Source organism: Campylobacter sp. RM19072 (assembly GCF_024723485.1).
Taxonomy (GTDB): Bacteria; Campylobacterota; Campylobacteria; order Campylobacterales; family Campylobacteraceae; genus Campylobacter; species Campylobacter porcelli.
Window position 1 is genome coordinate 60,917 of record NZ_JANQCU010000006.1, and the last position, 25,087, is coordinate 86,003.

Annotated in this window: 28 protein-coding genes; 27 read left to right on the forward strand and 1 reads right to left on the reverse strand. The window is 35.1% G+C overall.

The window, feature by feature from the left end; all coding sequences use genetic code 11:
• The first annotated feature begins 14 nt into the window (after positions 1 to 14).
• From motA to CSUIS19072_RS04645, 13 genes are all read left to right on the forward strand, one after another.
• Complete coding sequence (motA, locus tag CSUIS19072_RS04585; RefSeq protein WP_086293132.1) at positions 15 to 785, forward strand: flagellar motor stator protein MotA; 771 nt, start codon at positions 15 to 17, stop codon at positions 783 to 785.
• A gap of 8 nt (positions 786 to 793) precedes the next feature.
• Entirely contained in the window at positions 794 to 1,510 is a 717-nt protein-coding gene (gene motB, locus CSUIS19072_RS04590; RefSeq protein ID WP_086237392.1) for a flagellar motor protein MotB, read from the forward strand.
• Positions 1,511 to 1,597: 87 nt separating this feature from the next.
• Positions 1,598 to 1,882: a DUF362 domain-containing protein gene (locus CSUIS19072_RS04595; protein WP_086237393.1), complete on the forward strand. Its 285-nt coding sequence runs from the start codon at positions 1,598 to 1,600 to the stop codon at positions 1,880 to 1,882.
• Positions 1,883 to 1,970: 88 nt separating this feature from the next.
• Entirely contained in the window at positions 1,971 to 2,384 is a 414-nt protein-coding gene (gene ndk / locus CSUIS19072_RS04600) for a nucleoside-diphosphate kinase (RefSeq protein ID WP_086237394.1), read from the forward strand.
• 9 nt (positions 2,385 to 2,393) lie between these two features.
• Positions 2,394 to 2,759: a hypothetical protein gene (locus CSUIS19072_RS04605; RefSeq protein WP_086237395.1), complete on the forward strand. Its 366-nt coding sequence runs from the start codon at positions 2,394 to 2,396 to the stop codon at positions 2,757 to 2,759.
• A gap of 1 nt (position 2,760) precedes the next feature.
• Entirely contained in the window at positions 2,761 to 2,907 is a 147-nt protein-coding gene (rpmF, locus tag CSUIS19072_RS04610; protein ID WP_086225358.1) for a 50S ribosomal protein L32, read from the forward strand.
• Positions 2,908 to 2,915: 8 nt separating this feature from the next.
• Positions 2,916 to 3,908, forward strand: coding sequence for a phosphate acyltransferase PlsX (gene plsX, locus CSUIS19072_RS04615; protein ID WP_086293130.1), 993 nt, complete (start codon positions 2,916 to 2,918; stop codon positions 3,906 to 3,908).
• Positions 3,905 to 4,891, forward strand: a complete 987-nt coding sequence (locus tag CSUIS19072_RS04620) for a beta-ketoacyl-ACP synthase III (RefSeq protein WP_086242472.1) — start codon at positions 3,905 to 3,907, stop codon at positions 4,889 to 4,891. The genes plsX and CSUIS19072_RS04620 overlap by 4 nt, the downstream gene beginning before the upstream one ends.
• 1 nt (position 4,892) lies before the next feature.
• The gene (gene plsY, locus CSUIS19072_RS04625) at positions 4,893 to 5,510 is read left to right on the forward strand and encodes a glycerol-3-phosphate 1-O-acyltransferase PlsY (RefSeq protein ID WP_086237398.1); all 618 of its coding nucleotides are present in this window, start codon (positions 4,893 to 4,895) and stop codon (positions 5,508 to 5,510) included.
• Complete coding sequence (locus tag CSUIS19072_RS04630) at positions 5,507 to 5,824, forward strand: dihydroneopterin aldolase (protein WP_086237399.1); 318 nt, start codon at positions 5,507 to 5,509, stop codon at positions 5,822 to 5,824. Before plsY ends, CSUIS19072_RS04630 begins: the two co-directional genes overlap by 4 nt.
• 81 nt (positions 5,825 to 5,905) lie before the next feature.
• Positions 5,906 to 6,577: a homeostatic response regulator transcription factor HsrA gene (gene hsrA / locus CSUIS19072_RS04635; protein WP_086237400.1), complete on the forward strand. Its 672-nt coding sequence runs from the start codon at positions 5,906 to 5,908 to the stop codon at positions 6,575 to 6,577.
• Positions 6,578 to 6,639: 62 nt separating this feature from the next.
• Positions 6,640 to 7,827, forward strand: coding sequence for a sensor histidine kinase (locus CSUIS19072_RS04640; protein WP_086237447.1), 1,188 nt, complete (start codon positions 6,640 to 6,642; stop codon positions 7,825 to 7,827).
• 10 nt (positions 7,828 to 7,837) lie between these two features.
• Positions 7,838 to 9,310, forward strand: coding sequence for a Ppx/GppA phosphatase family protein (locus CSUIS19072_RS04645; RefSeq protein WP_086242475.1), 1,473 nt, complete (start codon positions 7,838 to 7,840; stop codon positions 9,308 to 9,310).
• A 27-nt stretch (positions 9,311 to 9,337) separates the two neighbouring features.
• Here the strand turns inward: CSUIS19072_RS04645 and bamA are convergent, their stop codons facing one another.
• Positions 9,338 to 11,608, reverse strand: coding sequence for an outer membrane protein assembly factor BamA (gene bamA, locus CSUIS19072_RS04650; RefSeq protein WP_086237402.1), 2,271 nt, complete (start codon positions 11,606 to 11,608; stop codon positions 9,338 to 9,340).
• A 124-nt stretch (positions 11,609 to 11,732) separates the two neighbouring features.
• Here bamA and CSUIS19072_RS04655 point away from each other — a divergent pair, with 124 nt between their 5' ends.
• From CSUIS19072_RS04655 to CSUIS19072_RS04720, 14 genes are all read left to right on the forward strand, one after another.
• On the forward strand, positions 11,733 to 12,563 hold the full coding sequence (locus CSUIS19072_RS04655) for a prephenate dehydrogenase (RefSeq protein ID WP_086237403.1): 831 nt from the start codon (positions 11,733 to 11,735) through the stop codon (positions 12,561 to 12,563).
• A 63-nt stretch (positions 12,564 to 12,626) separates the two neighbouring features.
• Complete coding sequence (locus CSUIS19072_RS04660; RefSeq protein ID WP_236845352.1) at positions 12,627 to 13,976, forward strand: M23 family metallopeptidase; 1,350 nt, start codon at positions 12,627 to 12,629, stop codon at positions 13,974 to 13,976.
• An 18-nt stretch (positions 13,977 to 13,994) separates the two neighbouring features.
• On the forward strand, positions 13,995 to 14,879 hold the full coding sequence (gene lpxC / locus CSUIS19072_RS04665; protein WP_086293128.1) for a UDP-3-O-acyl-N-acetylglucosamine deacetylase: 885 nt from the start codon (positions 13,995 to 13,997) through the stop codon (positions 14,877 to 14,879).
• A gap of 14 nt (positions 14,880 to 14,893) precedes the next feature.
• Positions 14,894 to 15,322 (forward strand): glycoprotease, encoded by a 429-nt coding sequence (locus CSUIS19072_RS04670; RefSeq protein WP_236847915.1) that lies wholly within the window; start codon positions 14,894 to 14,896, stop codon positions 15,320 to 15,322.
• A 9-nt stretch (positions 15,323 to 15,331) separates the two neighbouring features.
• Positions 15,332 to 16,213, forward strand: coding sequence for a homoserine kinase (gene thrB, locus CSUIS19072_RS04675; protein ID WP_086242478.1), 882 nt, complete (start codon positions 15,332 to 15,334; stop codon positions 16,211 to 16,213).
• Between the two features lie 25 nt (positions 16,214 to 16,238).
• Positions 16,239 to 16,481, forward strand: a complete 243-nt coding sequence (locus CSUIS19072_RS04680) for a hypothetical protein (protein ID WP_201789982.1) — start codon at positions 16,239 to 16,241, stop codon at positions 16,479 to 16,481.
• Positions 16,468 to 18,978, forward strand: a complete 2,511-nt coding sequence (gene infB, locus CSUIS19072_RS04685; protein ID WP_086237406.1) for a translation initiation factor IF-2 — start codon at positions 16,468 to 16,470, stop codon at positions 18,976 to 18,978. The genes CSUIS19072_RS04680 and infB overlap by 14 nt, the downstream gene beginning before the upstream one ends.
• Positions 18,975 to 19,343, forward strand: coding sequence for a 30S ribosome-binding factor RbfA (rbfA, locus tag CSUIS19072_RS04690; RefSeq protein WP_086237407.1), 369 nt, complete (start codon positions 18,975 to 18,977; stop codon positions 19,341 to 19,343). The genes infB and rbfA overlap by 4 nt, the downstream gene beginning before the upstream one ends.
• Entirely contained in the window at positions 19,340 to 19,765 is a 426-nt protein-coding gene (gene rimP, locus CSUIS19072_RS04695) for a ribosome maturation factor RimP (RefSeq protein WP_086242480.1), read from the forward strand. Before rbfA ends, rimP begins: the two co-directional genes overlap by 4 nt.
• 2 nt (positions 19,766 to 19,767) lie before the next feature.
• Positions 19,768 to 20,775: a bifunctional diaminohydroxyphosphoribosylaminopyrimidine deaminase/5-amino-6-(5-phosphoribosylamino)uracil reductase RibD gene (gene ribD / locus CSUIS19072_RS04700; protein WP_086293125.1), complete on the forward strand. Its 1,008-nt coding sequence runs from the start codon at positions 19,768 to 19,770 to the stop codon at positions 20,773 to 20,775.
• A gap of 9 nt (positions 20,776 to 20,784) precedes the next feature.
• Positions 20,785 to 21,309, forward strand: a complete 525-nt coding sequence (locus CSUIS19072_RS04705; protein ID WP_086237410.1) for a TIGR00730 family Rossman fold protein — start codon at positions 20,785 to 20,787, stop codon at positions 21,307 to 21,309.
• A gap of 57 nt (positions 21,310 to 21,366) precedes the next feature.
• Entirely contained in the window at positions 21,367 to 21,753 is a 387-nt protein-coding gene (locus CSUIS19072_RS04710; protein WP_086242482.1) for a cupin domain-containing protein, read from the forward strand.
• A gap of 220 nt (positions 21,754 to 21,973) precedes the next feature.
• The gene (mnmA, locus tag CSUIS19072_RS04715) at positions 21,974 to 22,990 is read left to right on the forward strand and encodes a tRNA 2-thiouridine(34) synthase MnmA (RefSeq protein ID WP_086293123.1); all 1,017 of its coding nucleotides are present in this window, start codon (positions 21,974 to 21,976) and stop codon (positions 22,988 to 22,990) included.
• 439 nt (positions 22,991 to 23,429) lie between these two features.
• Positions 23,430 to 25,028, forward strand: coding sequence for a flagellin B (locus CSUIS19072_RS04720; protein WP_086237413.1), 1,599 nt, complete (start codon positions 23,430 to 23,432; stop codon positions 25,026 to 25,028).
• The last annotated feature ends 59 nt before the right edge of the window (positions 25,029 to 25,087 follow it).

Below are 25,087 nucleotides of genomic sequence, written 5' to 3' on the forward strand. Positions count from 1 at the left end.
TAAATGGGGTTTTTATGGATCTTTCTACTATTTTAGGAATGGTGCTTGCTATTACGAGTATATCTGTGGGCGATATTTTAGAAGGTGGCAATCCTTTACATGTTTTACATATTAGTTCTGTTCTTATCGTTATTCCTACGGCTCTATTCTCAGCTATGACTGCAACAAATAAGAAATATATCAAAGCAGCTTTTAAGGAGCTTAAAGTTGCTTTTAAAGGCTCTGGAGTGGATATGGGTGCTAGGATTACTGAGCTTGTGGAGTATAGCACTTTAGCTAGGAAAAATGGAATTCTCTCACTAGAGCAAAAAGCTGCTACAATAGATGATGAATTTTTAAAAACCGGTCTTAGCATGCTAGTAGATGGTCAGCCTATTGATGAGGTTAAGGAGCATTTGGAGCTATCTATTGAGACAACTGAGGAGTATTATCATGAGTGTGGGCACTTTTGGATACGCACAGGTGAGAGTTGTCCGACATTTGGGCTAGTTGGTGCGGTTATGGGGCTTATGCTTGCACTTCAATTATTAGATAATCCTGCAGCTATGGCAGCTGGTATCGCTGGGGCATTTACAGCGACCGTTACGGGAATTATGGGGGCATACGCATTTTTTGGGCCTTGGGGAATGAAGATAATGGGAAATGCAAAGGATATAGTAAAAGAAAAAGTTATGATTTTAGAAGCGTTAGTAGGCATTGCTGAAGGGGCAAATCCAAGGAGCTTAGAGGCAAAATTATTTAACTTTTTAGACAAAAACGAACCAAGAAATTCACAATTTAATTAAGGTAAAATATGGCGAAGAAGAAAAAATGTCCAGAGTGTCCAGCAGGTGAGAAGTGGGCTGTGCCTTATGCGGATTTTCTCTCTTTGCTTTTGGCTCTTTTCATCGCACTTTATGCGATTTCAGCGGTGAATAAGGCTAAGGTTGAAGCACTTAAAACAGAGTTTATAAAGATATTTGAATTTCCAGATACCAAATCCCTTAAAGAAAGCAGCAAAACATCAAATAGCAGCAAGGAGTTTGATAGCCCTAGTATAGCGGTGCAGGCGCAAAATCAAACATCTGTAAATGTAAATTTAAATAATGAAAGATATAAAGTTACGCTAGATCAAGCTGAAAATCAAGTGGCAATTGATTTGCCAGCGAGTATTAAATTTGATTACCAAAGCTCCAAAATTTATAATCCAGATATGATAAACTTTATCAATATTGTAGCTATGATTATTAATAAAATTCCAGAATCGGTAGTGGTAGATATTAGAGGATATGCTGATGATTTTGGCGATTATGAGACTGATTATAGGCTAGGAATCGAGCGTGCTTATAGCGTATTTACAATGCTTGCAAATGGTGGTGTGGAGAGCAAGAGAATGAGAATTACATCATTTGGAGATAGTGTAAATATAATAAATAGTGATTTAAAAATTGCTAAAATATATTTTAAAATAGATGTTAAAGATAAGGCTTTGCAAAAATCAGTTTTAGATATACTTAGTGAGCTTAAGTAATAATCATTATCATTTCATATTAAGTTATATATAAGTTTAAATTTGATAACCTACCGCCCAAATCTATTTAAATTTAAGGAGAGTAAGATGGCGGTAAAAATTACTGATATTTGTATTAGTTGTGGTTCTTGTATTGATGAGTGCCCAGTAGGTGCAATTGTAGATGATGCAGATAACCCAACTGGCGAAGATGCGTATTATGTATATGCTGATAAATGCGTTGAGTGTGTAGGTCATAATGATGAGCCAGCCTGTGCAAACGCCTGTCCAACTGATGGTTGTATCGTGTGGAGCGGGGTGGTTTCAGGACAGCCAAGCAGAAGTGATATCGGCGAAGAGTTAAGAGATGGCACAAACGCGGTAGTAGCTTAATTTAATTTAAATTATAAAGATTACTATTTTTTTAAGTTTAGTTTTGATATAATCACGCTTTTAAAAAACCTTATTGTAGGAGATCTATATGGAAAAAACTCTATCGATAATCAAGCCTGACGCAACCAAAAAGGGTGTAATAGGTAAAATTATAGATAGATTCGAAAGCAATGGGCTTAGAATCGCAGCAGTTAAAAAACTGCAATTAAGCGTAGAAAACGCTAAAAAATTTTATGAAGTGCATGCTAGCAGACCATTTTATAATGACTTAGTTGAGTTTATGACTAGTGGTCCAGTAGTTGTAATGGTGCTTGAGGGCGAAAATGCAGTGCTTAAAAATAGGGAATTAATGGGTGCTACAAACCCTAAAGAGGCTGCACCTGGGACTATTAGAGCTGATTTTGCAGATAGCATTGATGCAAATGCAGTTCATGGTAGCGATAGCTTAGAAAATGCTAAAATCGAAATTGCGTTTTTCTTTGCTAATACAGAGATCCTTTAAGGTTTAATATTGAAAATTCGCTTTGATAGGCTAAGCAATACACCTGTTAATTTTCAAAGCAGTATTGATATGGTTGAATTTAGTGGAAGTATCAAAAAATCTTCCCTAAATTTGGCTAAATGTAGCGGAAAACTCAGTGGTAAATTAGAGCATATTTGCGATCGTTGTGGAGCTGATATAGTTTTAAATTTAGATGAAGAGTTAAACCTAAATTTAAGCGATGGCATATATAAAGATATTGATAATGAACTAAGCAATACTATTGAATTTTACGACGGACAGATTGATACTGATGAAATTTTAATTAGTGAGTTAGAAGCCTTTAAAAGCGACTATTTTTATTGTGATAATTGTAAAATTTTAGAAGGAGAGTAAAATGGCAGTACCTAAGCGTAGAGTGAGTCATACTAGAGCAGCAAAACGCAGAACTCACTATAAAGTTACATTACCTATGCCTGTAAAAGACAAAGATGGCAGCTGGAAAATGCCTCATCGTGTAAATAGAACAACTGGCGAGTATTAATATAGATAATGACAAAAATAGCAATTGACGCTATGGGCGGGGATTTTGGTGCTGAGCCGATTATAGCTGGAGTGATTGAGGCTTTAAAGCTAAGAGAATTTCAAGCTTATTTAGTTGGAGATGAAGCTAAGCTAAGATCCCTTATACCACAGAAGTATTTGAAATTTATAACCTTTATTCAATCTAGTGAAATCTTTGCTATGGATGAGATTGCAACTGATGTGCTAAAACGCAAAGATAGTAGCATATATAAGGCCGTTGAGTTAGTGCGAAATGGTGAGTGTAAAGCCGTTGTATCTGCTGGTCATAGTGGTGCTAGTATGAGCTTAGCTACTTTGCGTATAGGAAGGCTTAAAGGTATTAGCAGGCCTGCTATTGCTACTTTAATGCCTACAACACAAACTAATAAAAAAACTCTTGTTTTAGATGTGGGCGCAAATGTAGATTGCAAGGCGGAAAATTTATTTGAATTTGCTATTATGGGTTATGCTTATGCTAAGGAGATTATGAAAATCAATAATCCCAAAATAGGCCTACTTAGCAATGGCGAAGAGGATTGTAAAGGAAATGAGATCACAAAAGAGGCATTTGATATGCTCAAAAAACTCGATAGTTTCATCGGAAATGTAGAGGGTAATCAAATTTTTGATGGGAGTGTTGATGTTATTATATGTGATGGTTTTGTCGGTAATATACTATTAAAAACTAGCGAAGGCGTAGCTAGTGCGATTACTAAAATTATTAAGCAGAATATCAAAAAGTCGCTACTTGCTATTTTTGGTGCGACGCTTATGAAGGGCGTTTTTAAAAGGCTTAAAAATCAGATTGATTATGATGAATATGGTGGTGCACCACTTTTGGGGGTTAAGGAGTGTGTGATTATAAGTCATGGCAAATCTAACCCAAAAGCCATAAAAAATGCAATTTTTCAAGCCCTAAAATTTTTAGAATCAGATATAAATAAGGTAATTTTAGATGAGCTTACAAAGTTTGAAAAATGATTAAAGCTTCATTAATATCTATTGGAGCTTATGCTCCTGAGAATATTCTTACAAATTTCGATCTAGAAAAGATGGTAGATACTAGCGATGAGTGGATTAGAAAACGCACTGGTATCCAAGAGCGACGAATTGCTAAGGATGAATTTACAAGCGATCTTGGCTATAAGGCAGCTTTACAAGCTTTGGAGCGTTCAAATTTGGATAAAAGCGATATTGATGCTATTGTTTGTGCTACTATTACTCCAGATTATTTTTGTATGCCATCTACTGCGTGTGTGATTGCTAATAAGCTCGGATTAAAAGATATAACCGCATTTGATATAAGTGCGGCTTGTACGGGCTTTATCTATCTTTTAGACCTTGCTAAATCCATGATAGAAAGCGGCGCAAAGAAAAATATTTTAATAGTAGGTGCTGAAAAGACTAGCACTATTATGGATTGGAGCGATAGGAGTATTTGTATATTGTTTGGCGATGGTGCGGGGGCTGCTGTGATAAGTGCTTCTAACATTAATCCAATTATTGATGTTCATACCTCTAGCGATGGGAGTAAGGGAGATCTGCTTATAACTCCTGGGTGTGCTATAGTAAATCCAGCAAATAGCCATACTATTGATAATAAATTAAATTTTATGAAAATGTCTGGCAATGATGTCTTTAAAATTGCCGTAAATACCCTAACAAAAGATGTAGTTGATATTTTAGAAAAAAATCAAATTTCCCCTGATAGAGTTGATCTTTTTATTCCTCATCAAGCAAATTTAAGGATAATAGAAGCTGTGAAGCAAAGGTTAAATTTTAGTGATTCTAAGTGCGTTGTAACTGTGCAAAAATATGGCAATACAAGCTCGGCTTCTATACCTATGGCGATGAATGAGGCCTATGAGAGCGGTAGATTAAAAAATGGTTCATTAATGCTGCTTGATGCTTTTGGTGGTGGATTTACTTGGGGTTCAGCGTTACTTCATTTTGGTGGAGAGTAATATGAATGAGAATTTAATAGCCTATTTATTAGCTTATTTAATTGGGGCGGTGCCTTTTGGACTGCTTTTTGGACTGCTTTTTGGTGGTGTAAATATCAAAAAAAGCGGTAGTAAGAGCATAGGCGCGACAAATGTTTTAAGAGTGATAAAGCAAGATAACCCAGCTTTAGCTAAAAAGCTTGCTATTTTGACTATTATTTGTGATGCTCTAAAGGGGATATTGCCGATTTTAATAGGGCAATTTGTATTTAATCTTGATATTTCTACTCTTTGGGTGATGGGGGTTTTGGCTGTTGTGGGCCACTGCTTTTCGCCTTATTTGATGTTTGAAGGTGGCAAGGGGATTGCTACTGGGGCTGGAGTTTTGGCATATTTTTTACCAGTTGAGCTTATAATCGCAGTTACTGTATGGTTTATAACTGGTAAAGTGCTTAAAATATCTAGCTTAGCCTCGCTTTTTGCCCTACTAGCTATGGTGGTTTCATCATTTATATTGCATTATGATATGCCGCATATCAATACTCATGCTCCAGTTTTGATAATTGCATTTGTAGTGGTTTATAAGCATTTGCCAAATATTAAGCGTCTTCTTAGTGGTGCTGAAAGTAAGGTTATTTGATTAGCGTTTTTGTTGATGAGCTTGAATTTGATACTATAATTGGTCTTTTGGATTTTGAAAGAGTAAGTTTCCAAAAGATCTGCGTTAGTATGGAATTTCAAGCTAGTGAATTTGTGGATTATGCAGTTGTTTGTAAGATTACCCAAGAAGAGTTTAACCATCAAAAATTTTATAAGGTAGAAGATGCGCTTGAGTATTTTTCTACTAAATTTAAAGACCTTTATCCTACTTTAAAAAAATTTTATATGAAAATTTCAAAGATTAATATCATTTCAAATGCTGTAGTCGGAGCAAAAATAGTAAAGAATTATTAAAAATTGTTTAAATTTTCTTGAATTTTGGCTTAAATTTTGCTATAATTTCGCATTAAATTTTTTACTTTTAAGGAAAAGCTAATGAGAATTTTGATAGTAGAAGATGAGACAACGCTAGGTAAAACTATAGCTGAAGGCTTACAGGAGTTTGGTTATCAAACAGATAATTCAGAAAATTTTAATGACGCAGAGTATTTCATCGGTATTCGCAATTACGATCTTGTGCTTAGTGATCTTATGCTTCCAGATGGAGATGGTATTGATTTAATCAATGTTATTAAACAAAAATCTCCACGCACATCTGTGGTGATCATCTCAGCAAAAGATGATAAAGAGAGTGAAATCAAAGCATTTAAAGCTGGCGCTGATGACTATATCAAAAAGCCTTTTGATTTTGATATTTTAGTTGCTAGATTAGAAGCAAGACTTCGCTTTGGCGGGACAAATGTGATTAAAATAGATGACCTTACTATAGATCCAGATGAGGAAAAGATCACATATCAAGGCACAGAGATCGAGCTTAAAGGAAAGCCGTTTGAGGTCTTAACTCATCTAGCTAGACATAGCGATCAAATTGTGAGTAAAGAGCAGCTTTTGGATGCTATTTGGGAGGAGCCAGAGCTTGTAACTCCAAATGTAATTGAGGTAGCAATAAATCAAATTCGCCAAAAAATGGATAAACCGCTAAATATTTCGACAATAGAAACAGTAAGACGCCGCGGATATAGATTTTGTTTTCCCAAAAAAGCTTAAGAGCTAAATTCGCTCTGCAATTAGCATCTGCTTCTACGATGCTAATTGTCATATTTTCGGTAATGCTTTATCACTATATCAAGATTACAATTTTTGAAAATGTAGTTCAAAGCCTAACACTTGACGCTAAAAATATTTCAGCAAGATTAGATATCTTTAGTCTAGAGTATAAAAATAAAAATTTTGATCTTATAGAGATTGTGCCTAATGATAGCAATCTAACTAGAGCTGAATTTATCACTACAAAAGATGATAATGCCACCTATCTTACTTTGTATTATCCATATCAAAGTCATCTTTTAATACTTACAAAAGATACTAGCGAGTATAGTTTGATTGTGGAGCAAATTTTGGTTGATATTTTGATTATTAATGCAACGGCGATATTCTTAATACTATTTTATGCTCTATTTTTATCTAGAATGCTACTTGCTCCACTCCGCTCTTTTTGCTTAAAGCTTGGAGAGTTAAATGAGAGATTTTTACAAGAGGTGGAGACTAGTGAATTGCCGATTGAATTTAAGCCTTTAGGCGATGGGGTAAATAGGCTAATTGGCAGAATTTTGACATTTGTTCAGTATCAAAAAGAGCTTTTTATAGGAGTTGCGCATGAGCTTAAGACGCCACTTTCTGTGATGAAAACTAAAAATGAAGTTACGCTAATTAAAGAAAGAGACACTCAAAAATATATTGAAACGCTAAAAAATAATAATGAAGCCATCAATCAGATGAATAAGATGATTAGCTCTATTTTAGAAATTGGTAGGCAAGAGGGTGCACAGTTTGAGCAGCCGGTGATGACTGATATGATAGCTTATATTAATGAAATTGGCAATAACTTCTTGATTCTTGCAAAGGGCGATGATAAAAATATTAAGATGAGTTTAAGACCGCATAGTTTAAGGATAATGATTCAGCCTACTCTATTTTTACATGTATTGCAAAATTTTGTCCAAAATGCTATTAAATTCTCTCCAAAAGGAGCTACTATTGATATAAATTCTACGCTGATTAATGGGGAATTTATAGTTAAAGTGATTGATGAGGGCATAGGAATTGATGAGAGTAAGGATCTATTTGCGCCATTTAAGCGTTATGGCAATAGCAGTGGTGCTGGATTAGGGCTATTTCTAGCTAAGGGTGCTGCTCAGGCTCTTGGTGGTAATATAGAGCTTCGAAATCGCACAGATAGAAGTGGGACTATAGCTACATTTATCTTGCCAATTAGAAATAATAAGTATAAAAAATAAAAGAGATTTAATGTCAAAAAGAGTTGCAGTCATCGATTTGGGATCAAATTCAGCTAGAATGGCTATATTTGAGCGGACAAGTAGGCTTGGATTTTTCATACTTCGTGAGTATAAGGTTAAGGTTAGACTAGGGGAAGGTGCATATGAAAAAGGCGGAGTCTTACAAGATGAGGCTATGAGTAATGTCTTAAATGCTTTTAGAGAATTTAAATATTTTTTAAATATTTATAAGGTTAGCAAGATTTTATGCACTGGCACATCGGCCCTAAGAGACGCACCAAATTCAAATACATTTATAAATTTAGTAAAAAGAGAATTAGGCTTTAATCTACGCGTGATAAGTGGCGATATGGAGGCATTTTATGGCGGTATAGCTGCTTTGAATTTGCTTAGTCCGCTTGATGAGGCTACTACTATTGATATTGGCGGTGGCTCGACAGAGCTTGCTAAAATTAGTAATGGTAGGATTGTTGATCTTATATCTTTAGATGTGGGTACAGTAAGGCTTAAGGAGCTATTTTTTGATAAAGATGATATAGACGGGGCTTTGAGATTTACCCAAGATATAATTAATAAAATTCCACCGCATTTTGCTAGTAGGGATTTGATCGCTATAGGTGGAAGTCTAAGGGCGATATCTAGCTCAATTATGCAGCTACAAAATCATCAAATCAGATTAGTTCATAATTTTACCTATAAGTATAGTGATTACGCAAATTTAATTAGTAAAATAGCTACCGATAAAGAGCTGGATTTAAAGAGCATAGCCATTAAAAAAGATCGCTTTGATACCATTAGACAAGGTGCGATGATATTTTCTAATGCGGCTAAAATTTTAAAAGCTAAGACGATTTATACAAGTGGAGTAGGGATTAGAGAGGGTGTCTTTTTAGTTAATTTGCTTGGTCCAAATTTAAAATCTAAAGATTTAATCAAGATGCCCCAAGAGCATAAAATAGCTTTCCCAAAAGGTTTTAATCCAAGTCTTAGAAGTATTCAAGATAGATTTGCTAAACGAGATAATAGCACAACTACAAGGCACGCAAAGGCTCTATTTGAGGTTTTAGCCCCACTCCATAAGCTAAAACCGAGCTATTTAAATGAGCTTATAGTAGCCTCAAAGCTTTATAATATTGGGCGAAGTATTGGATTTTATTCAGAAAATGCCCATAGTGGGTATTTGGTTAAAAATGCGTTGAATTACGGCTACACTCACCAGCAAAAGGCCTTGATAGCTGCTATGATAGAGTATCAAGGCAAGGCTATAAACACTCTGGGAGAAAATTTACTTCCAGATATTGATACCCTTAGGTGGCTTAGCTTTTTGCTTGGTCTTGCTGGTGCTTTGAGTTTAAGTCCAAATATAAGCTTTGATTTCTTTTCTAACACGCTATATATAAAAGGTGCAAAAAATTTCTTTATGTTAAAAGATGAGATAAGAAAGTTGATTAAACCAGCGATTTTTGCTATTTCGTTTGAGTAGATTGAATTTGGCTAGAGCCAAATTCAACTAAAATCTCCTACCGATTGTAAATTCAAAGCTACTAGTATCATCTCCTTGTTTATCATCAAGAGCTTGAGCGTAGAATAGTTGTAGCGGCCCAATAGGCGTCATCCACTCTATCCCAGCCCCTGCACTAGAGCGCTTAATCTCATTTATATCGCTGTGACCTATCATACCATAATCATAAAATAAAACCCCACGCATTTTAAGGCGATTGATTATAGGAAAGCTTAGCTCAAATGAGTTATTAAAGCTGATTTTACCGCCAGTTTCTATGATTTTACAACCAGGTATTATCCCGCCACTATTTGATTTAGGATTACAAATATTTTTCTTAGGAGTAACAGATCTGCTATCGTAGCCTCTAATAGAGTTAATTCCACCTAAAAATAGCTTTTCGTTGATTGGAAGCTTGGAGCTATCATCATTAAATATATATCCAAATCCAGATTTATATCTAAAGATAAGATCCATATTTATATAATCTTGCAAGCCTTGATATATGTTAAATGTAGTTCTATTTTTAAAAAATTCCATATCTCCACCAAGCCCAGCATACTCTAGGCTAGTTGAAGCGATTATACCACTTCTTGGGATATAGTAATCATCTGTGTTATTAAATGATATGCTTGGAGTTATCGCACTTTTTATATTTATACCATTTTTGTATCCAGCATCTCTGTAAAATTCATCTAGTCCATCTATTTGGCTACGCTCTATTTGATAGCTTATATATGCATTGATGTATCTACCAATTTGCCTACCAGCTACGATATTAGCACCATAATTTCGCTCATCATACTCATCCCAGTTGTAATCATTAGCAAATATCCCTCCACCAAGGCTATATAAAGAGTCATTAACTCTTGGATTGGTTAAATTTATATTTCCGCTTAAGGTATCATCACTCTTATCTACCATAATGCTACCTTTATATCCAGTCCCAAAGATATTTGAGTCGCTCACTCCAGCATTTAATAAAAGCCCATCGCTACTTCCATATCCTATACCACCAACTATACTACCTGTATTCGTCTCTTTAACTGCTACTTCTAAATCTATTTGATCTTTGCTTACTCTTTTTTCTATTATTTGGACATCTTCGAAATATCCAGTTCGCTTAAGTGCATTTTTAGAATCCATTAAGTCAGTTTTATTATATAAATTTCCTTCAGTTAGGTATAATTCACGCCTAATAATGCGATCTGCTGTTCGGTCATTTCCACTGATTACAACCTCTCTTATATATACCTTTTCTTCAGGAATCACCTCATAGATTATATCTGCTGTATAGTCGCTATTTTTATTTGTTCTTGGATAGACTTTTGCATAAGCAAAACCTTTATTTGCCACTAAATCTTCAAGCTTTTGAGCGTCTAATTTCATCTTGGATGAATTTAAAATATCCCCTTTTTGCAGCTTAAAATCGCTAATTATATTTTCAGTATCAAGCTCTAAAAATTCAGGAGCATTAATTGAGATATTACCAGTTTTATAAATTTCACCCTCGCTAATATAATATGAGAGATCAGCCTTATAATTATCAAAATGGGTATTTAGGCTAGGTGCCGATACGATCGCATCTAAATAGCCCTTCTTTAAATACTCATCTTGGATTTTTTCGCTATCACTTGGGAGCTCATAAATTTTTGCTTTACCATCGTTTAATCCCCACATCCAGCCCATAAATTCACGGCTTTTATTTGCTACTACTGGTTCTATATCTGAGTAATCTAAAGCATTAGAGCCGATTAAATGGACATTTTCAATGGTAATATTCTCACCACGATTGACTATTAGAGTTATGTGAAGTGAGTTTTCATTCTCATTAATTGGAGATATATCTGTAGTTACTACGGTATCAAAATACCCACGAGCTTCATAGAATTGGCGAATTCTAATCTTAGTATTGTTTAGGGCAAACTCATCATACATTTGACCTTTTTTAATATCAATGATCTGCTCAATTGCCTTTTGGTCATTTGTAACAACGCCATTTATATCTATTTTTGCAATTACTGGCTTTTCGGTTAAATTTACTACGACATTACCATCATTTTCTTCTATATATATATTTTGAAAATAACCTTGTTTGTATAAATTTATAATAGCTCTATTGGCAATTTCATCGCTGAATTCACTACCAACCTTAAGTCCGCTAATCTCAGAGGCACTCTCATCTGATAGGTGTAAAAGACCATTAAATTTAACACTTTGGATTGGCATAGCATTTATCGAAGTGGCTATAATAAAGCTTGAAAGTATTGCTTTTTTCATATAAATTTACCTATTTATAAAATTATCGCCAAAATAGTATCATAAATTGATAAACATTTGAATTATTAAGTAGTATTTTTGGCTAAATTTGATATAATTCTGGGCTAAAAATCAAGGAAGTATTATGAATGTGGGTATTATTGGACTTGGGCTTATTGGTGGCTCTTTGGGTCTAGCCTTAAAAGATATGAAGTTAATCTCCAAAGTAAGTGGCTATGATCTAAATAAAGATAATGAAAAGGACGCCTTAGATCTAGGATTAGTAGATGAGATAATTAGCTTTGAGAGTATGAAAAAGAGCTGTGATATGATATTTTTAGCCATTCCAGTTGAGGCAATTATCAAGGTAATGCAAAATTTAAAAGATATACCATCAAGCACTACAATTGTAGATTTAGGATCTACAAAGGCTGAGATTCTCCGCTCGTGTCCGCTTGAAATTCGTAATAATTTTGTAGCGGCTCATCCGATGGCAGGGACTGAAAACTCAGGGCCAAAATCAGCTTTTAAAACCTTATTAAATGGTGCTGTGGTCGTGGTTTGCGATGATAAAAATGCTAGTGAATTTCATGTTAAAAGAGCTGTGGAGATCTTAAGCCATGCTGGAATGAAAATAGTATTTATGGATTCAAAAAGCCACGATCATCATGTAGGCATAATCTCTCATCTTCCCCATGTCATTAGCTATAGTTTGGTAAATTCAACCTTAAAAGAGGAGGATAAGCGAAATATCTTGCTTTTAGCTGGCGGGAGTTTTAGCGGTATGGCAAGGATAGCAAAATCCAATCCACAAATGTGGAGCGATATTTTCAAACAAAATAAAGATAATCTTTTGAGTGCAATTACCTCTTTTAAAAATGAGCTTGAAATTTGTGAGAATATGATTAAAAATGAGAAGTGGAATGAGCTAAAAGGGTGGATGGAAACCGCAAGTGGCTTAAGAGAGATATTATAAAATACCATTTATTGAATTTTTTTAGGTAGAATTCAAGCGTTTATTTAAATTTAAGGATAAAGCGTGAGAGACTCAAAGATTAAAACTTTTATATTTGCTATAATTTTTATCGGATTGATATTTGGCATTATAGGTCTGTTTAACTCCGATTCTATGGATAATCAAGCACCAACCATATCTATTAGTGATAGAATTTACTGGAATCAAAAAAGTCCAATTGATCTAAACATATCAGACAACTCATCTTTACAATCAATTAAGGCTATAATATCAGATTCTAATACATCTATTGTGATTTTAGATAAAAAAATTGATGAGCCAAAAAGTAGCTTGGAGCTGAGTTTAGAGCTACCAAAGGGTATGATTTTACAAAGAGATAAAAGCTATAAGCTCACCATTGAGGCTAGGGATTTTAATCTATTTGGTGCAAATGTAGCCTCAAAGAGTGCGGATTTAATAATTGATAATAAAAATCCACAAATTCAAATAATAAATCAATCATATAAGATTACTAAAGGCGGCTCAGCCGTTGTAGTTTTTAAGGCTACTGATGAAAATTTACAAAATTTATATATAGAGAGCGATGGGTATATTTTTAAACCAACCAAATTTGTAAAAGATGGATATTGGGCGTCGCTTGTAGCGTGGGATATACAAAATCCAAATTTTAAAGCTAGGATTGTAGCTATAGATAAAGCTGGAAATAAAGCTGTATCAAATATCGGATTTTACCTACAAGATCGCAAATATAAAGAGTCAAGAATTACTTTAAGTGATAAATTTTTAGATGGCAAGATAGATGAGTTAGCTAGTCAATATGCAAAAAATTACTCCCAGCTTGATAGATTAGCAAAATTTAAATTTGTCAATGAAACGCTAAGAGCCTCAAATGAGGATATTATCCGCAAGGTTACTTCTACTGTGCCTGAAGAGATGATAGATAGCTTTTATATAGAGCCATTTTATCCGCTTAGAAATGGTGCTGCTGTAGCGAGCTTTGGCGATCATAGATTTTTTATTTATGATAATCAAGAAGTAAGCCAAAGCTGGCATATGGGGCTTGATCTAGCTAGCACGGCTATGGCTGTGATGACTACTAATAACCCTGCATTTGTGGCTTTTAATGATTTAAATGGAATATATGGAGAGAATATAATTTTATATCATGGATTTGGACTTTATACGCTTTATGGCCATTGTAATGAAACATCAGTAAAAGCTGGAGAGCATATCGGTCCAAAGCATATAATAGGCAAAACCGGAACAACCGGTCTAGCCTTAGGCGATCACTTGCATTTTGGGGTTTTAGTCCAAGGTATTGAGGTAAGACCTGAGGAGTGGATGGATAAAAAGTGGATGAAAGATAATATATATGATGTATTAAATTCAGCCAAAAAAGCGATAAAAGGTTAATTAAATTTAAGGAATATCGTGAAACAAAGAACTATAGGAAAAAGAGTAGAAGGGGTCGGTATAGGACTTCATAAAGGTGAGCCAATTAAGCTAATTTTGGAGCCTTTAGAAGCTGATAGTGGTGTTGTCTTTTATAGAAGTGATAAGGCAACGAGTTTTAAGGCTGAGCCAAGTAGTGTGCTAAATACGCAGATGGCAACGGTAATTGGCAATGATAAAGCTACAGTATCTACTATAGAGCACTTAATGAGTGCGATAAATAGCTATGGAATTGATAATATTAGAATCACCCTTGATGCTAATGAAGTGCCAGTTATGGATGGTAGTGCTATTAGCTTTTGTATGATGCTTGATGAGGCCGGAGTAGTCGAGCTTGAAGCTGATAAAAAAGTAATAGTCGTAAAGCGTGAAGTTGAGGTAAGAGAAGGGGATAAATATGTCAAGCTTGCCCCATCGAATAATCCTAAATTTCGCTATACGATTAAATTTGAAAATCCAGTAATTGGCTTACAAAGTTATACTTTTGAGTTTAGCAAGGAGAATTTTATAAATCAAATTGCAAGGGCTAGGACATTTGGCTTTTTAAAAGATGTCCAAAAGCTAAATTCAATGGGATTAGCACTTGGTGGTAGCCTTGATAATGCAGTAGTGATCGATGGTGCTAAGATTTTAAATCCTGAAGGATTGAGATTTGATGATGAGTTTGTCCGCCACAAAATTTTAGATGCGATTGGGGATATTAGTCTGCTTGGATCGCCTATGGTTGGGGATTATGAGGCGTATGCTGGAAGCCATGATCTAAATCACAAGCTAACTTTAGCACTATTAAGCGATGAGAGAAATTATGAGATAGTAACTCTAAGCCAAGAGGCGCAAAAAGAGTATGAAAAGGCATTTGCATAAAAAAGATTGATATATTGGTAATTTGCCTTAGTTCGCCATTAGTTATTGGTGTATATTTTGAAGGAAATTTGATTGAGAAGATAATCAGCGATGATAAGGCGAGTGAGGCTTTAGGGCAGATTATAAGCGATTTAGATAGTAGGTATGAGATTGATAGGATTATCTATGCTAATGGCCCTGGAAGCTTTATGGGATTAAAGGTTGCTTACCTTACTCTTTGCGTGTTTTGCGTAGTTCGTAATATCAAATTTTATGGTATTGATGGATTTAGCTTAAATGGCTTTAAGCCAATTAGAGCCAATAAAAATATGAGCTTTGTGCTTAAAGATGGTAAGATAAATTTAGAAAAAATCGAGCCTTGTGAGCTTGAGCTACCATCAAATTTAGATGGATTTGATTTGATTGTTGATGCGTTGCCAAATTATGTTATAGATGCGGTTTAGGAGATTATGATGAGGATATTTACGCCTGCTACTAGTGCGAATTTAGGCCCTGGATTTGACTCTTTGGGTTTGGCACTGAAGCTTTATAATGAAGTTAGTATCACAGAGCAAAAGATCAGCTCTATCAACATAATAGGCGAAGGAAGTGATAAGATTGCCTTAAAGAAAAATAATACATTTGTAAATATTTTTAATGAGACAATAGCCTTATTAAATGGGAAAAATTTGAATTATAAATTTAATTTTGTTAATAATATTCCATTTTCAAGGGGGCTTGGTAGCTCTAGCTCGGTAATTGTAGGTGCTATTGCTGCGGCGTATCATATGGCTGGATTTAAGGTAGATCGTAGCGTGATCTTAGATAGGGCATTAAAGTATGAAAATCACCCTGATAATATATCACCAGCTGTTTGGGGTGGATTTACTGCTAATATTGTAAGTAACTCATCGGTCTATACCCAAAAGTGCGATATAGATCCAAATTTAAAAGCTGTGGTGGTGATACCAGATGAGCCGATGAATACCAAGCAAAGTCGTGGCAAATTACCTTTAAACTACACAATGAGCGAATGCGTAAGCAATCTTAGCCACGCAGCATATCTAAGTAGTTGTTTTATTAAAAAAGATTATGATAATTTGCGTGTAGCTAGTATTGATATGATGCACGAAGAGCGTAGAATGAGTGCTTTGCCAGAGCTTTTTAGGGTTAGAGAGATTGCCTATGCTAATGGTGCCTTGATGAGCACACTCTCAGGGAGTGGCTCAAGCTTTTTAAATTTAACTTATCAAGATAGAGCAAAAAATTTAGCTGAAATTTTACAAGCCAATTTTACTAAATTTAGGGTAAAAATTTTAGATATTGATAATGATGGATTTAGCATAAAAAGCTAAAAATAAAGAAAACTAAGATATAATAGTGAGAAAATTTCATAAACCTATTAGAATGTGTGTGGTTTGTAAGGGTAGATTTCATCAAAAAGAGCTTTATAAATTCCGATCATTAAATGGCGAAATAGTAAGAAATTTAGGTAGTGCTAGATCATTTTATATTTGTATAAATTGCATCAATAAAGATCCAAAAGATCTAAAAAAACCACTTGCAAAATTTGGAAAAAATAGTATAAATTTAAAGGAGATAATAGTCAATGGCAAAGATTAGAATTCACGAAATAGCAAAAGAGCTAGGCTCATCATCTAAAAAAATTTTAGAGAAGGCAAAAGAGCTAGGCTTTGCAGTGACTACGGTCTCAAGTGCTGTAAGCCCAGAAGATGCTGCAAAGCTATATGATTATGTCCAATCTGGCATAACCCCAGAGACAAAACCAGCTAAAAAATCCTCTCCAAAGCAACTAGTGAAAGAAGAAGCACCAGCATCTGTAGCTAAAGATGAGCCAGCTAAAACCTCTAAACCGCAGATAAAAGCTAAAGAGCCAGAGCCAAAAGAGCAGACTTTGGCAAATTCAAGTCTAAATAAACGAAGAGGGCTAGTGATTGTCAAAAAGAAAAAAGATGAACAACCACAACCAAAAGATGAAAAACCAAGCTCTTTAGTAGTTAATAAGACTTTAGAATCTATGTTTGGCAGTAGCGATGAGAGCTTAAAAAAGAAGAAAAAAGATAAAAAGCAATTTCAAGCAACTAAGAAAGAGAGCTCATCAAAGCTTGATTTAATGGGGCTTAGCGAATTTGGTGATGATATTGTAATTGATGATGAGAATGTGGTTGTCTTGCCTGATTTGACTCTAAAACCAATCGAAGTAGAGAGACAATCAACTACCAAAAAGCCATTAAATATCTATAAACAATCGCAAAATAGTGGATTTAATTTTGAAGGCGGAATTCAAAGAAGTAGCCGTAAAAAGCATAAAAAAGTGGTAAAAGATAGCCAAAATGAGAGCGTAACAAGCGTAGATATACCAAAAGAGATTAGGGTATATGAATTTGCTGATAAGATTAAAAAATCCCCAAGCGAGATTATCGGTAAGCTATTTATGCTTGGTAAAATGACTACTAAAAATGATTTTTTAGAAGAAGATGAGATTGAGATTTTGGGTGCTGAGTTTGATATTGAGATTAATATCGTAGATACTCAAGGGGAATTTGACTATGTCAAAGCCTATGAAGATGGCGATGATACGCATTTTGAGCCTAGAGCACCTGTGGTTACTATTATGGGGCATGTCGATCATGGTAAGACAAGTTTGCTTGACTATATCCAAAATTCCAGAGTAGCAAGTGGAGAAGCTGGCGGCATCACTCAGCATGTTGGTGCTTATATGGTGGAAAAAAATGGCAAAAATATAACATTTATAGATACTCCAGGGCATGAGGCATTTACGGCTATGCGTGCTAGGGGTGCTAGTGTGACCGATATTGTTATTATCGTAGTTGCCGCTGATGATGGTGTAAAACCACAAACCAAAGAGGCGATAGCTCACGCTAAAGCTGCTGGTGTGCCAATTATCATTGCTATAAATAAAATGGATAAAGAGAGTGCTAATCCTGATTTAGTAAAAACTGGACTTGCTGAGCTTGAGATTATGCCTACAGAGTGGGGCGGTAGTCATGAGTTTGTGCCAGTTTCAGCAAAGACTGGTATGGGTATAGAGGATTTGCTTGAGATAGTGCTTTTACAAGCTGAAATTTTAGAGCTAAAAGCAAACCCAAATAGAGAGGCCAAAGCTACAATTATCGAGAGTTCATTACAAAAGGGTCGAGGCCCAGTAGCTACTGTGATCGTTGAAAACGGCACATTAAAAGTAGGCGATACTATCGTAGCTGGCGTAGCATATGGCAAGGTAAGGGCTTTAAATGATGATAAGGGTAGAAGCTTAAAGGCTATTAAGCCTGGAGAGTGTGGGGTGCTTATAGGTTTAAGCGAAGTGCCTGAGGCTGGAGAGACGCTAATTAGCGTAAAAAGCGATAAAGAAGCACGAGAATACGCACAGAAAAAATATGAGTATCTACGCCAAAAAGAGCTAAGCAAATCTACAAAGGTTACAATCGATGAATTAAGTGCTAAGATCGCAGAAGGGGAGTTAAAAAACCTACCTGTGATAATCAAAGCCGATGTCCAAGGCTCACTTGAGGCCATTAAAGCAAGTCTTGAGAAGCTTAGAAATGATGAGATTAAGGTTAATATCATACACTCAGGCGTAGGCGGCATAACTCAAAGTGATATATCACTAGCTAGTGCTAGTCAAAATTGCGTTATACTAGGATTTAATATCAGACCAACTGGAGAGATCAAAGAAAAAGCTAAAGAAAAAGGCGTAGAGATCAAAACCTATAATGTAATCTACAATCTTTTAGATGATGTTAAAGCGCTATTAAGTGGCCTTATGAGTCCAGTTATCACTGAAGAAGATTTAGGTCAAGCAGTCATTAGACAAGTTATTAATGTTCCAAAAGTCGGTCAAATCGCTGGCTGTATGGTAACTGAAGGCATTATAAGCAGGGGAGCTAAAATTCGTGTTATTCGTGATGGCGTAGTGGTATTTGAAGGCAATATCAGCTCACTAAAACGCTTTAAAGATGATGCTAAAGAGGTTGCTAAAGGCTATGAGTGCGGTGTAGGAATAGAGGGTTATAATGATATGCGCCAGGGAGATTATATCGAAAGCTATAAAGAAGTAGAAAATAGGGCTCAGATATGAATCCAGCTGAGCTAAAAAGACTTCGCACTCAAAGCATATTAAAAGAGTTAATCCCAGAGGCCTTAAGCACTCTTGAAGATGAGTATTTAAAGGGGCTTTGCGTAACTGATGTAGAGTGTAAAAAGGGCAGATATGATGCCTTTGTCTATTTAGATAAGATGGGTTTTGATGAGAAAGAACAGGCCTATATCCTCTCTCATCTTAAAAAAGTCAGTCGCCATATACAAAATCACTGCATGGCAGTTGAAGGCTGGTATAGGGCTCCAAATTTACATTTTATATTTGATGATAGATTAAAATATCAAAACCATATAGATGCCTTATTTGCTAAGGTTGCAGATGAGTTACAAAAGGGCAAGAAGTGAATTTAGAAGAGTTAGAAAAGTTATTACAAGGTTGTGGTGTAGCCCTATATGATACAGAGATAGCAAACGAAAATGGGCGCCAAATTTATAGAGTTTATATAACTAAAAGCGGTGGAGTAAGCTTAGATGATTGCGAAGTAGTTAGTAAGCTTTTATCGCCTATTTATGATGTTATGCCGCCAGTTAGTGGGGATTGGGTTTTAGAAGTTTCTAGCCCAGGGCTTGAGAGAAAACTTAGTAAAATAGATCACTTTGCTAAAAGCATTGGCGAGATGGCAAAGATAACTTTAAATGATAAAAGTCAAATTATTGGTAAAATAACTAGCGTAAATGGCGATGATATAGCACTTAGTAGCGATGAAGGGAGCTTGAGTTTAAATTTTAATGATATTAAAAAAGCCAAAACTTTTATCCAGTGGTAGCCATGAGTGATGAGTTTTATCTATCCTTAGCTATTGATAAAGCGTGGAATTATCAGCTTTTAACCTATCCTAATCCAGCTGTTGGGGCTGTGATTTTAGATGAGAATGGCAAGATTTTATCTATTTGTGCTCATCAAAAAGCAGGGGAGGCTCACGCTGAGCTAAATGCGACTAAAGAGGCCTTAGTGGCTAAAGATTATAGGCTAAAATCGCTTTTTGATAACGCAAAAGATCCAAATGAGCTATATAGTCTAATTATTCAAAATCATCAAAATTTACTTAAAAACTCCACATATTATGTTACGCTAGAGCCTTGTGCTCATCAAGGTAAGACCCCAGCTTGTGCTAATTTACTCCTTGCTGTAGGGGCAAAACGGGTTGTGATTGGCTCAAGGGATTTTGGTGAGCATGCTAAGGGCGGAGCTAAGCTCTTATCGGATAATGGCTTGGAGGTAGTTTATGGAGTTTGTGCTAAGGAGTGTGATGAGCTACTTGAGCCATTTCTTAGGTGGCAAAGTGGGAATTTTACATTTTTTAAAATCGCCTTAACGCAAAACGCGGTAGCAACTGGTGGAGTAATATCAAATTTAGCCAGCCGCACTCATACTCATCAAATTCGCTCTTTAGTTGATCTTATGGTTGTTGGTGGTAATACAGTTCGCACAGACAGACCGATTTTAGATGCTAGATTAGCTAGTGATAAATCTCCAAATATCTTAATATACTCATCTAAAGATAAATTTGATAGTCAAATTCCGCTTTTTAATGTGCCAAACAGGGAGGTTTATATCTCAAATTCATTAGAATTTGCTTTTAAGCAAAGATTTGTAATGGTTGAAGGTGGGGAGAATTTCTTAAAAAATTTGGATTTTAGGATAGATTGGATTTTGATATATCGCTCAAATGAGTTTAAAATTGGTAGTAGTTTGAGTTTAAATTTAAAATTAAAAATTATACATAGAACTACTCTTGATGATGGGGAGTTGCTTTGGTATAAAAGGGTAAATTGAGGATAATTGATGAAATATATAACAATTTTTGGCTCATCTAGAATTAGCAGTGATAGTGATTATTATAAAAAATCATATGAGATCGCCACTACTCTATCAAAGGCTGGTTATGGCATTATCACTGGCGGTGGTGGCGGTATTATGGAAGCGGCAAATAAAGGAGCATTTGAAGCCAAAGGAGAGAGCATAGGGATAAATGTAATCTTGCCAAACGAACAACGGCTAAATCCATATTGCACCAAATCATTAACTCTAACTAGCCTAAGTGAGCGTAAAAATGCTCTAATCAAAGATAGCTTTGCTTTTATTGTTTTACCTGGTGGATTTGGGACTTTAGATGAGGTTTTTGAGGTGATGACCTTAGCACAAGCTAGGGTAAAAAGATATAAAATTATATTTGTAGATAGTCAATTTTGGTCGCCACTTTTTGACTTTTTTAAGCAGTTGCTAGATGGTGGATTGATAGAGGCTAATAGTGATTTTTATAAATTATTAGATAGTATAGACGATATTCTAAACTTTTTAGATACTTAATAGTAAAGGCAGTGCCATGAATTTGGCTTGAAATATTTGAATTTAAAAGGATTAAAAATGACAAAAATAGGTAAAAATTATAAGATGATCTCATCGCAAAACGCTCCTAGAAGCGAGTTTCACGATGAGTTAAGCTTAACAGGCTGTGAAGTATCCATAAACCACTTAAAAGCTGGAGAGAGTGTGCCTTTTGTCCATTCTCATAAGCAAAATGAAGAAGTTTATGTGGTGATTGAAGGGAGTGGAGTTTTGTATATAGATGGCGAGGAGTTTGAAGTTAGCGCTGGTGATATTTTGCGTATAGATCCAGATGGCAAAAGATGCTTTAAAGCAAGCTCTAGCAGTGATTTAAAATATATCTGTATCCAATGTAAAGCTAGTAGCCTAGAGCAATTTAGCGATGGTGATGGCATATTAAATACAGAAAAACCAAGCTGGCTTTAAATCAGTAGATCTCTTGCTTTTAACGCAAGAGATGATCCTAAATCACTCTTTTAAAAATTCACTAAAATCATTATATATACTTAGCAAGGTATACTATAAAATTTACACTAAATTTTATAGTATACTATTTTAATATACTATAAAAGAATTTTTCATTTTATTCTATTGTGTTAATAATTATCTTGTATAATTTGCCAAAAATATTGATAAAAGGATAATCGTGAAAGTTCTAATGGCATTAAGCGGTGGAGTAGATAGTTCAATGAGTGCGAAATTTCTACAAGATCAAGGCTATAGTGTAGTAGGTTGCTATATGATGTTACATGGCAGAGAGGATTATCATAAAAAAAATATTGAAAATGTAAAAAAGGTAGGCGAGTTTTTAGGTATTGATACCCATGTGCTTGATCTGCAAGATACATTTAAAAAAGAGGTTTATGATCTATTTGTAAATTCATATAAAGATGGAATCACCCCAAATCCTTGTGCTCATTGTAATAGGCTTATTAAATTTGGAGCCCTTTGGGAGTTTGCTAAGAGTCTTGGCTGCGATAAGATCGCTACTGGGCACTACGCTAGAATCGATAATGGCTTGATAAAATCAGCAGCCGATGAGAGTAAAGATCAAAGCTATTTTTTAGCCAATTTAGATCCAAAAATTCTACCTTATATAATATTTCCTCTTGGGGATAAATTTAAAGTTGATATAAAAGCCGCCGCTGCTCAAATACCGCAAATATCATCACTAGCTACGCAAAAAGAGAGTAGTGAAATATGCTTTGTTGAAACCACCTATATAGATGTATTAAAACAGCATTATAATACCAATTTACCAGGTATAGTGCGCAATGCAAATGGCGAAGCCATCGGTACGCATGAGGGCTATATGCACTATACGATTGGCAAACGAAAGGGCTTTAAAATCACAGGGGCACACGATCCACACTATGTAACAGCCATCAATGCTAGCGCTAATGAGATTATAGTAGGTAAAAAAGATGATTTAGAGTGCTATAGCTTTAAAACTCGCAATTTTAATAATTTTACGCAACAAAACGATTTTAACGCATTAGTCAAAATCAGATATAGATCTAAGCCGATACCATGCGTAGTCCATGAGAGCAATGGCGTTGCAACTGTGGAGCTAAAAGATAATGCCGGAGCCGTCGCAAGCGGTCAATTGGCAGTCTTTTATGATGATAATCAAAGAGTATTGGCAAGTGGATTTATAGCCTAATCCACTTTTATGCGTTAAATTTCAAAGATTTGCTAGATCACTTTTATTAGGAGTTTATCTCCTAATAATTTTTATCTTTTTACCGGTATGGAAAATAATTCATTTTAAAATATTGCTTGACTTTCTTATTAATATAAATTCACGCTTAGAAATATTAGATAAATTAAATTTAATTATATAAATATTACATTTTAATATCATAGCTAAATCATCTAAAATTTTTTAAATTCCAACTCAATATAAATCTATCGAATTTCCTTAAAATAAGTTAAATTTAATCTTATTTTTATAAAACAGCCTAAAAATTCCAAAATTTAACTAAAAAAATATCAAAATACCCCCCCCCACAATATAAACAAATTTAATATTCTATGCGATATAATAATGTTAGATAATCAAGGATCAAATTTAAGTAGTATTTGGCTTTTAAAGAGCAAAGATGAGTTTTAGGATTAATACCAATATAGCGGCTATGAATGCCCACGCCAACTCTATTGTCAATGATAGGAAGCTTACTAGCTCACTAGGTCGCCTTAGCTCTGGTCTTAGGATACAAAGTGCAGCTGATGACGCTTCAGGGCTAGTTATTGCTGATAATCTAAAGAGCCAAGCAAGCTCTCTAGGTCAAGCCATCTCTAATGGCAATGACGCTATAGGTATAGTCCAAACAGCCGATAAGGCTATGGATGAGCAGATTAAAATCCTTGATACTATTAAAACCAAAGCCATTCAAGCAGCCAATGATAGCCAAAACGCAGACTCAAGAAGAGCTATCCAAAATGATATTTCTAGGCTCGTTGATGAGCTTGATAATATCGCAAATACCACAAGCTTCAATGGTCAAAATCTACTAAATGGCAACTTCTCAAATAAAAATTTTCAAATCGGAGCTAGTAGTAATCAAACAGCTAAGGTAAGTATAGAAAATACCAACTCAAAAGCTATAGGCCACACCTATTATCTATCTACTACTCCAATGGTTTTTGATAATAAAAACTTTGGCACCGCCAAATTTGAAATGACACTAAACGCCGTGCCAAATAATATAAATGGGATTAAATTTGATACTATCTCTGGTCAGGAGATACTAGATAATGGGCTAGGAGTTATCGTTGATAAGATAAATTCTTATAGTGATGAGACTGGGGTAAAGGCTAGTGTGAAGAATGAATTTATTAGTAGTGCTAGAATATTTGGGACAACCTTTTTCCCAGGGACTATCTCCAAGTTAAGTATAAATGGAGTTGAGATAGGGAGAAATATAGGTTTTACGGTTGGAGACCCTGCAAATGTCTTAATAGACGCTATAAATTCTAAAAGCGATATAACTGGAGTTACGGCCTCTAATACTGGAGAGCGTCTATCAATGAGCTCAAGCAATGGTAGGCCAATGCTAATTGAAGTAGGAAGCGTGGATGACTCCAAAGCTATGGGTTTATCAATGAAAGATGGCAATGGGGCAGATAGCACAAGTGTATTAATTCTAGGTGAGTTATATTTACAATCAAGCAACGGCTCACCGGTATCTTTGGATTTACAAGAGACTACAGGCAATATAAAAGGTGCTGGAATAGATGGTTTAAATCCTAAGGTAGCCGACCCAAAAGATATAGTAGGCTCTCAACTAAGAGATCAAATAGCACTTAGCTTAAGCGATATAGTAAGAAATAAGCTAGATGAGCATACTCTAAGAGTGATGGGTAAGGTGGAGTTATTAAATCCGATTTTGCAGCTACCAGCTGGGGCTAATACCTATGTAGGCGCTCAAGCTTTGATAGATATATCCTTAAATGCGCTTAAGAAACTAGATAAATTAAGAGCAGACCTAGGCTCAGTCCAAAACCAATTAGTAGCTACTATTAATAATATCACAGTTACCCAAGTCAATGTCAAATCCGCCGAAAGCCAAATAAGAGATGTTGATTTTGCTAGCGAGAGTGCGAATTTCTCTAAATTCAATATCCTAGCCCAAAGTGGAAGCTACGCTATGAGCCAAGCTAACGCCGTCCAACAAAATATATTAAGATTGTTACAGTAAATTTAATATATTTTAAATTTTTTACTTCGCTAGAGCAAAGCTAGTCTTTGCTACCAAAG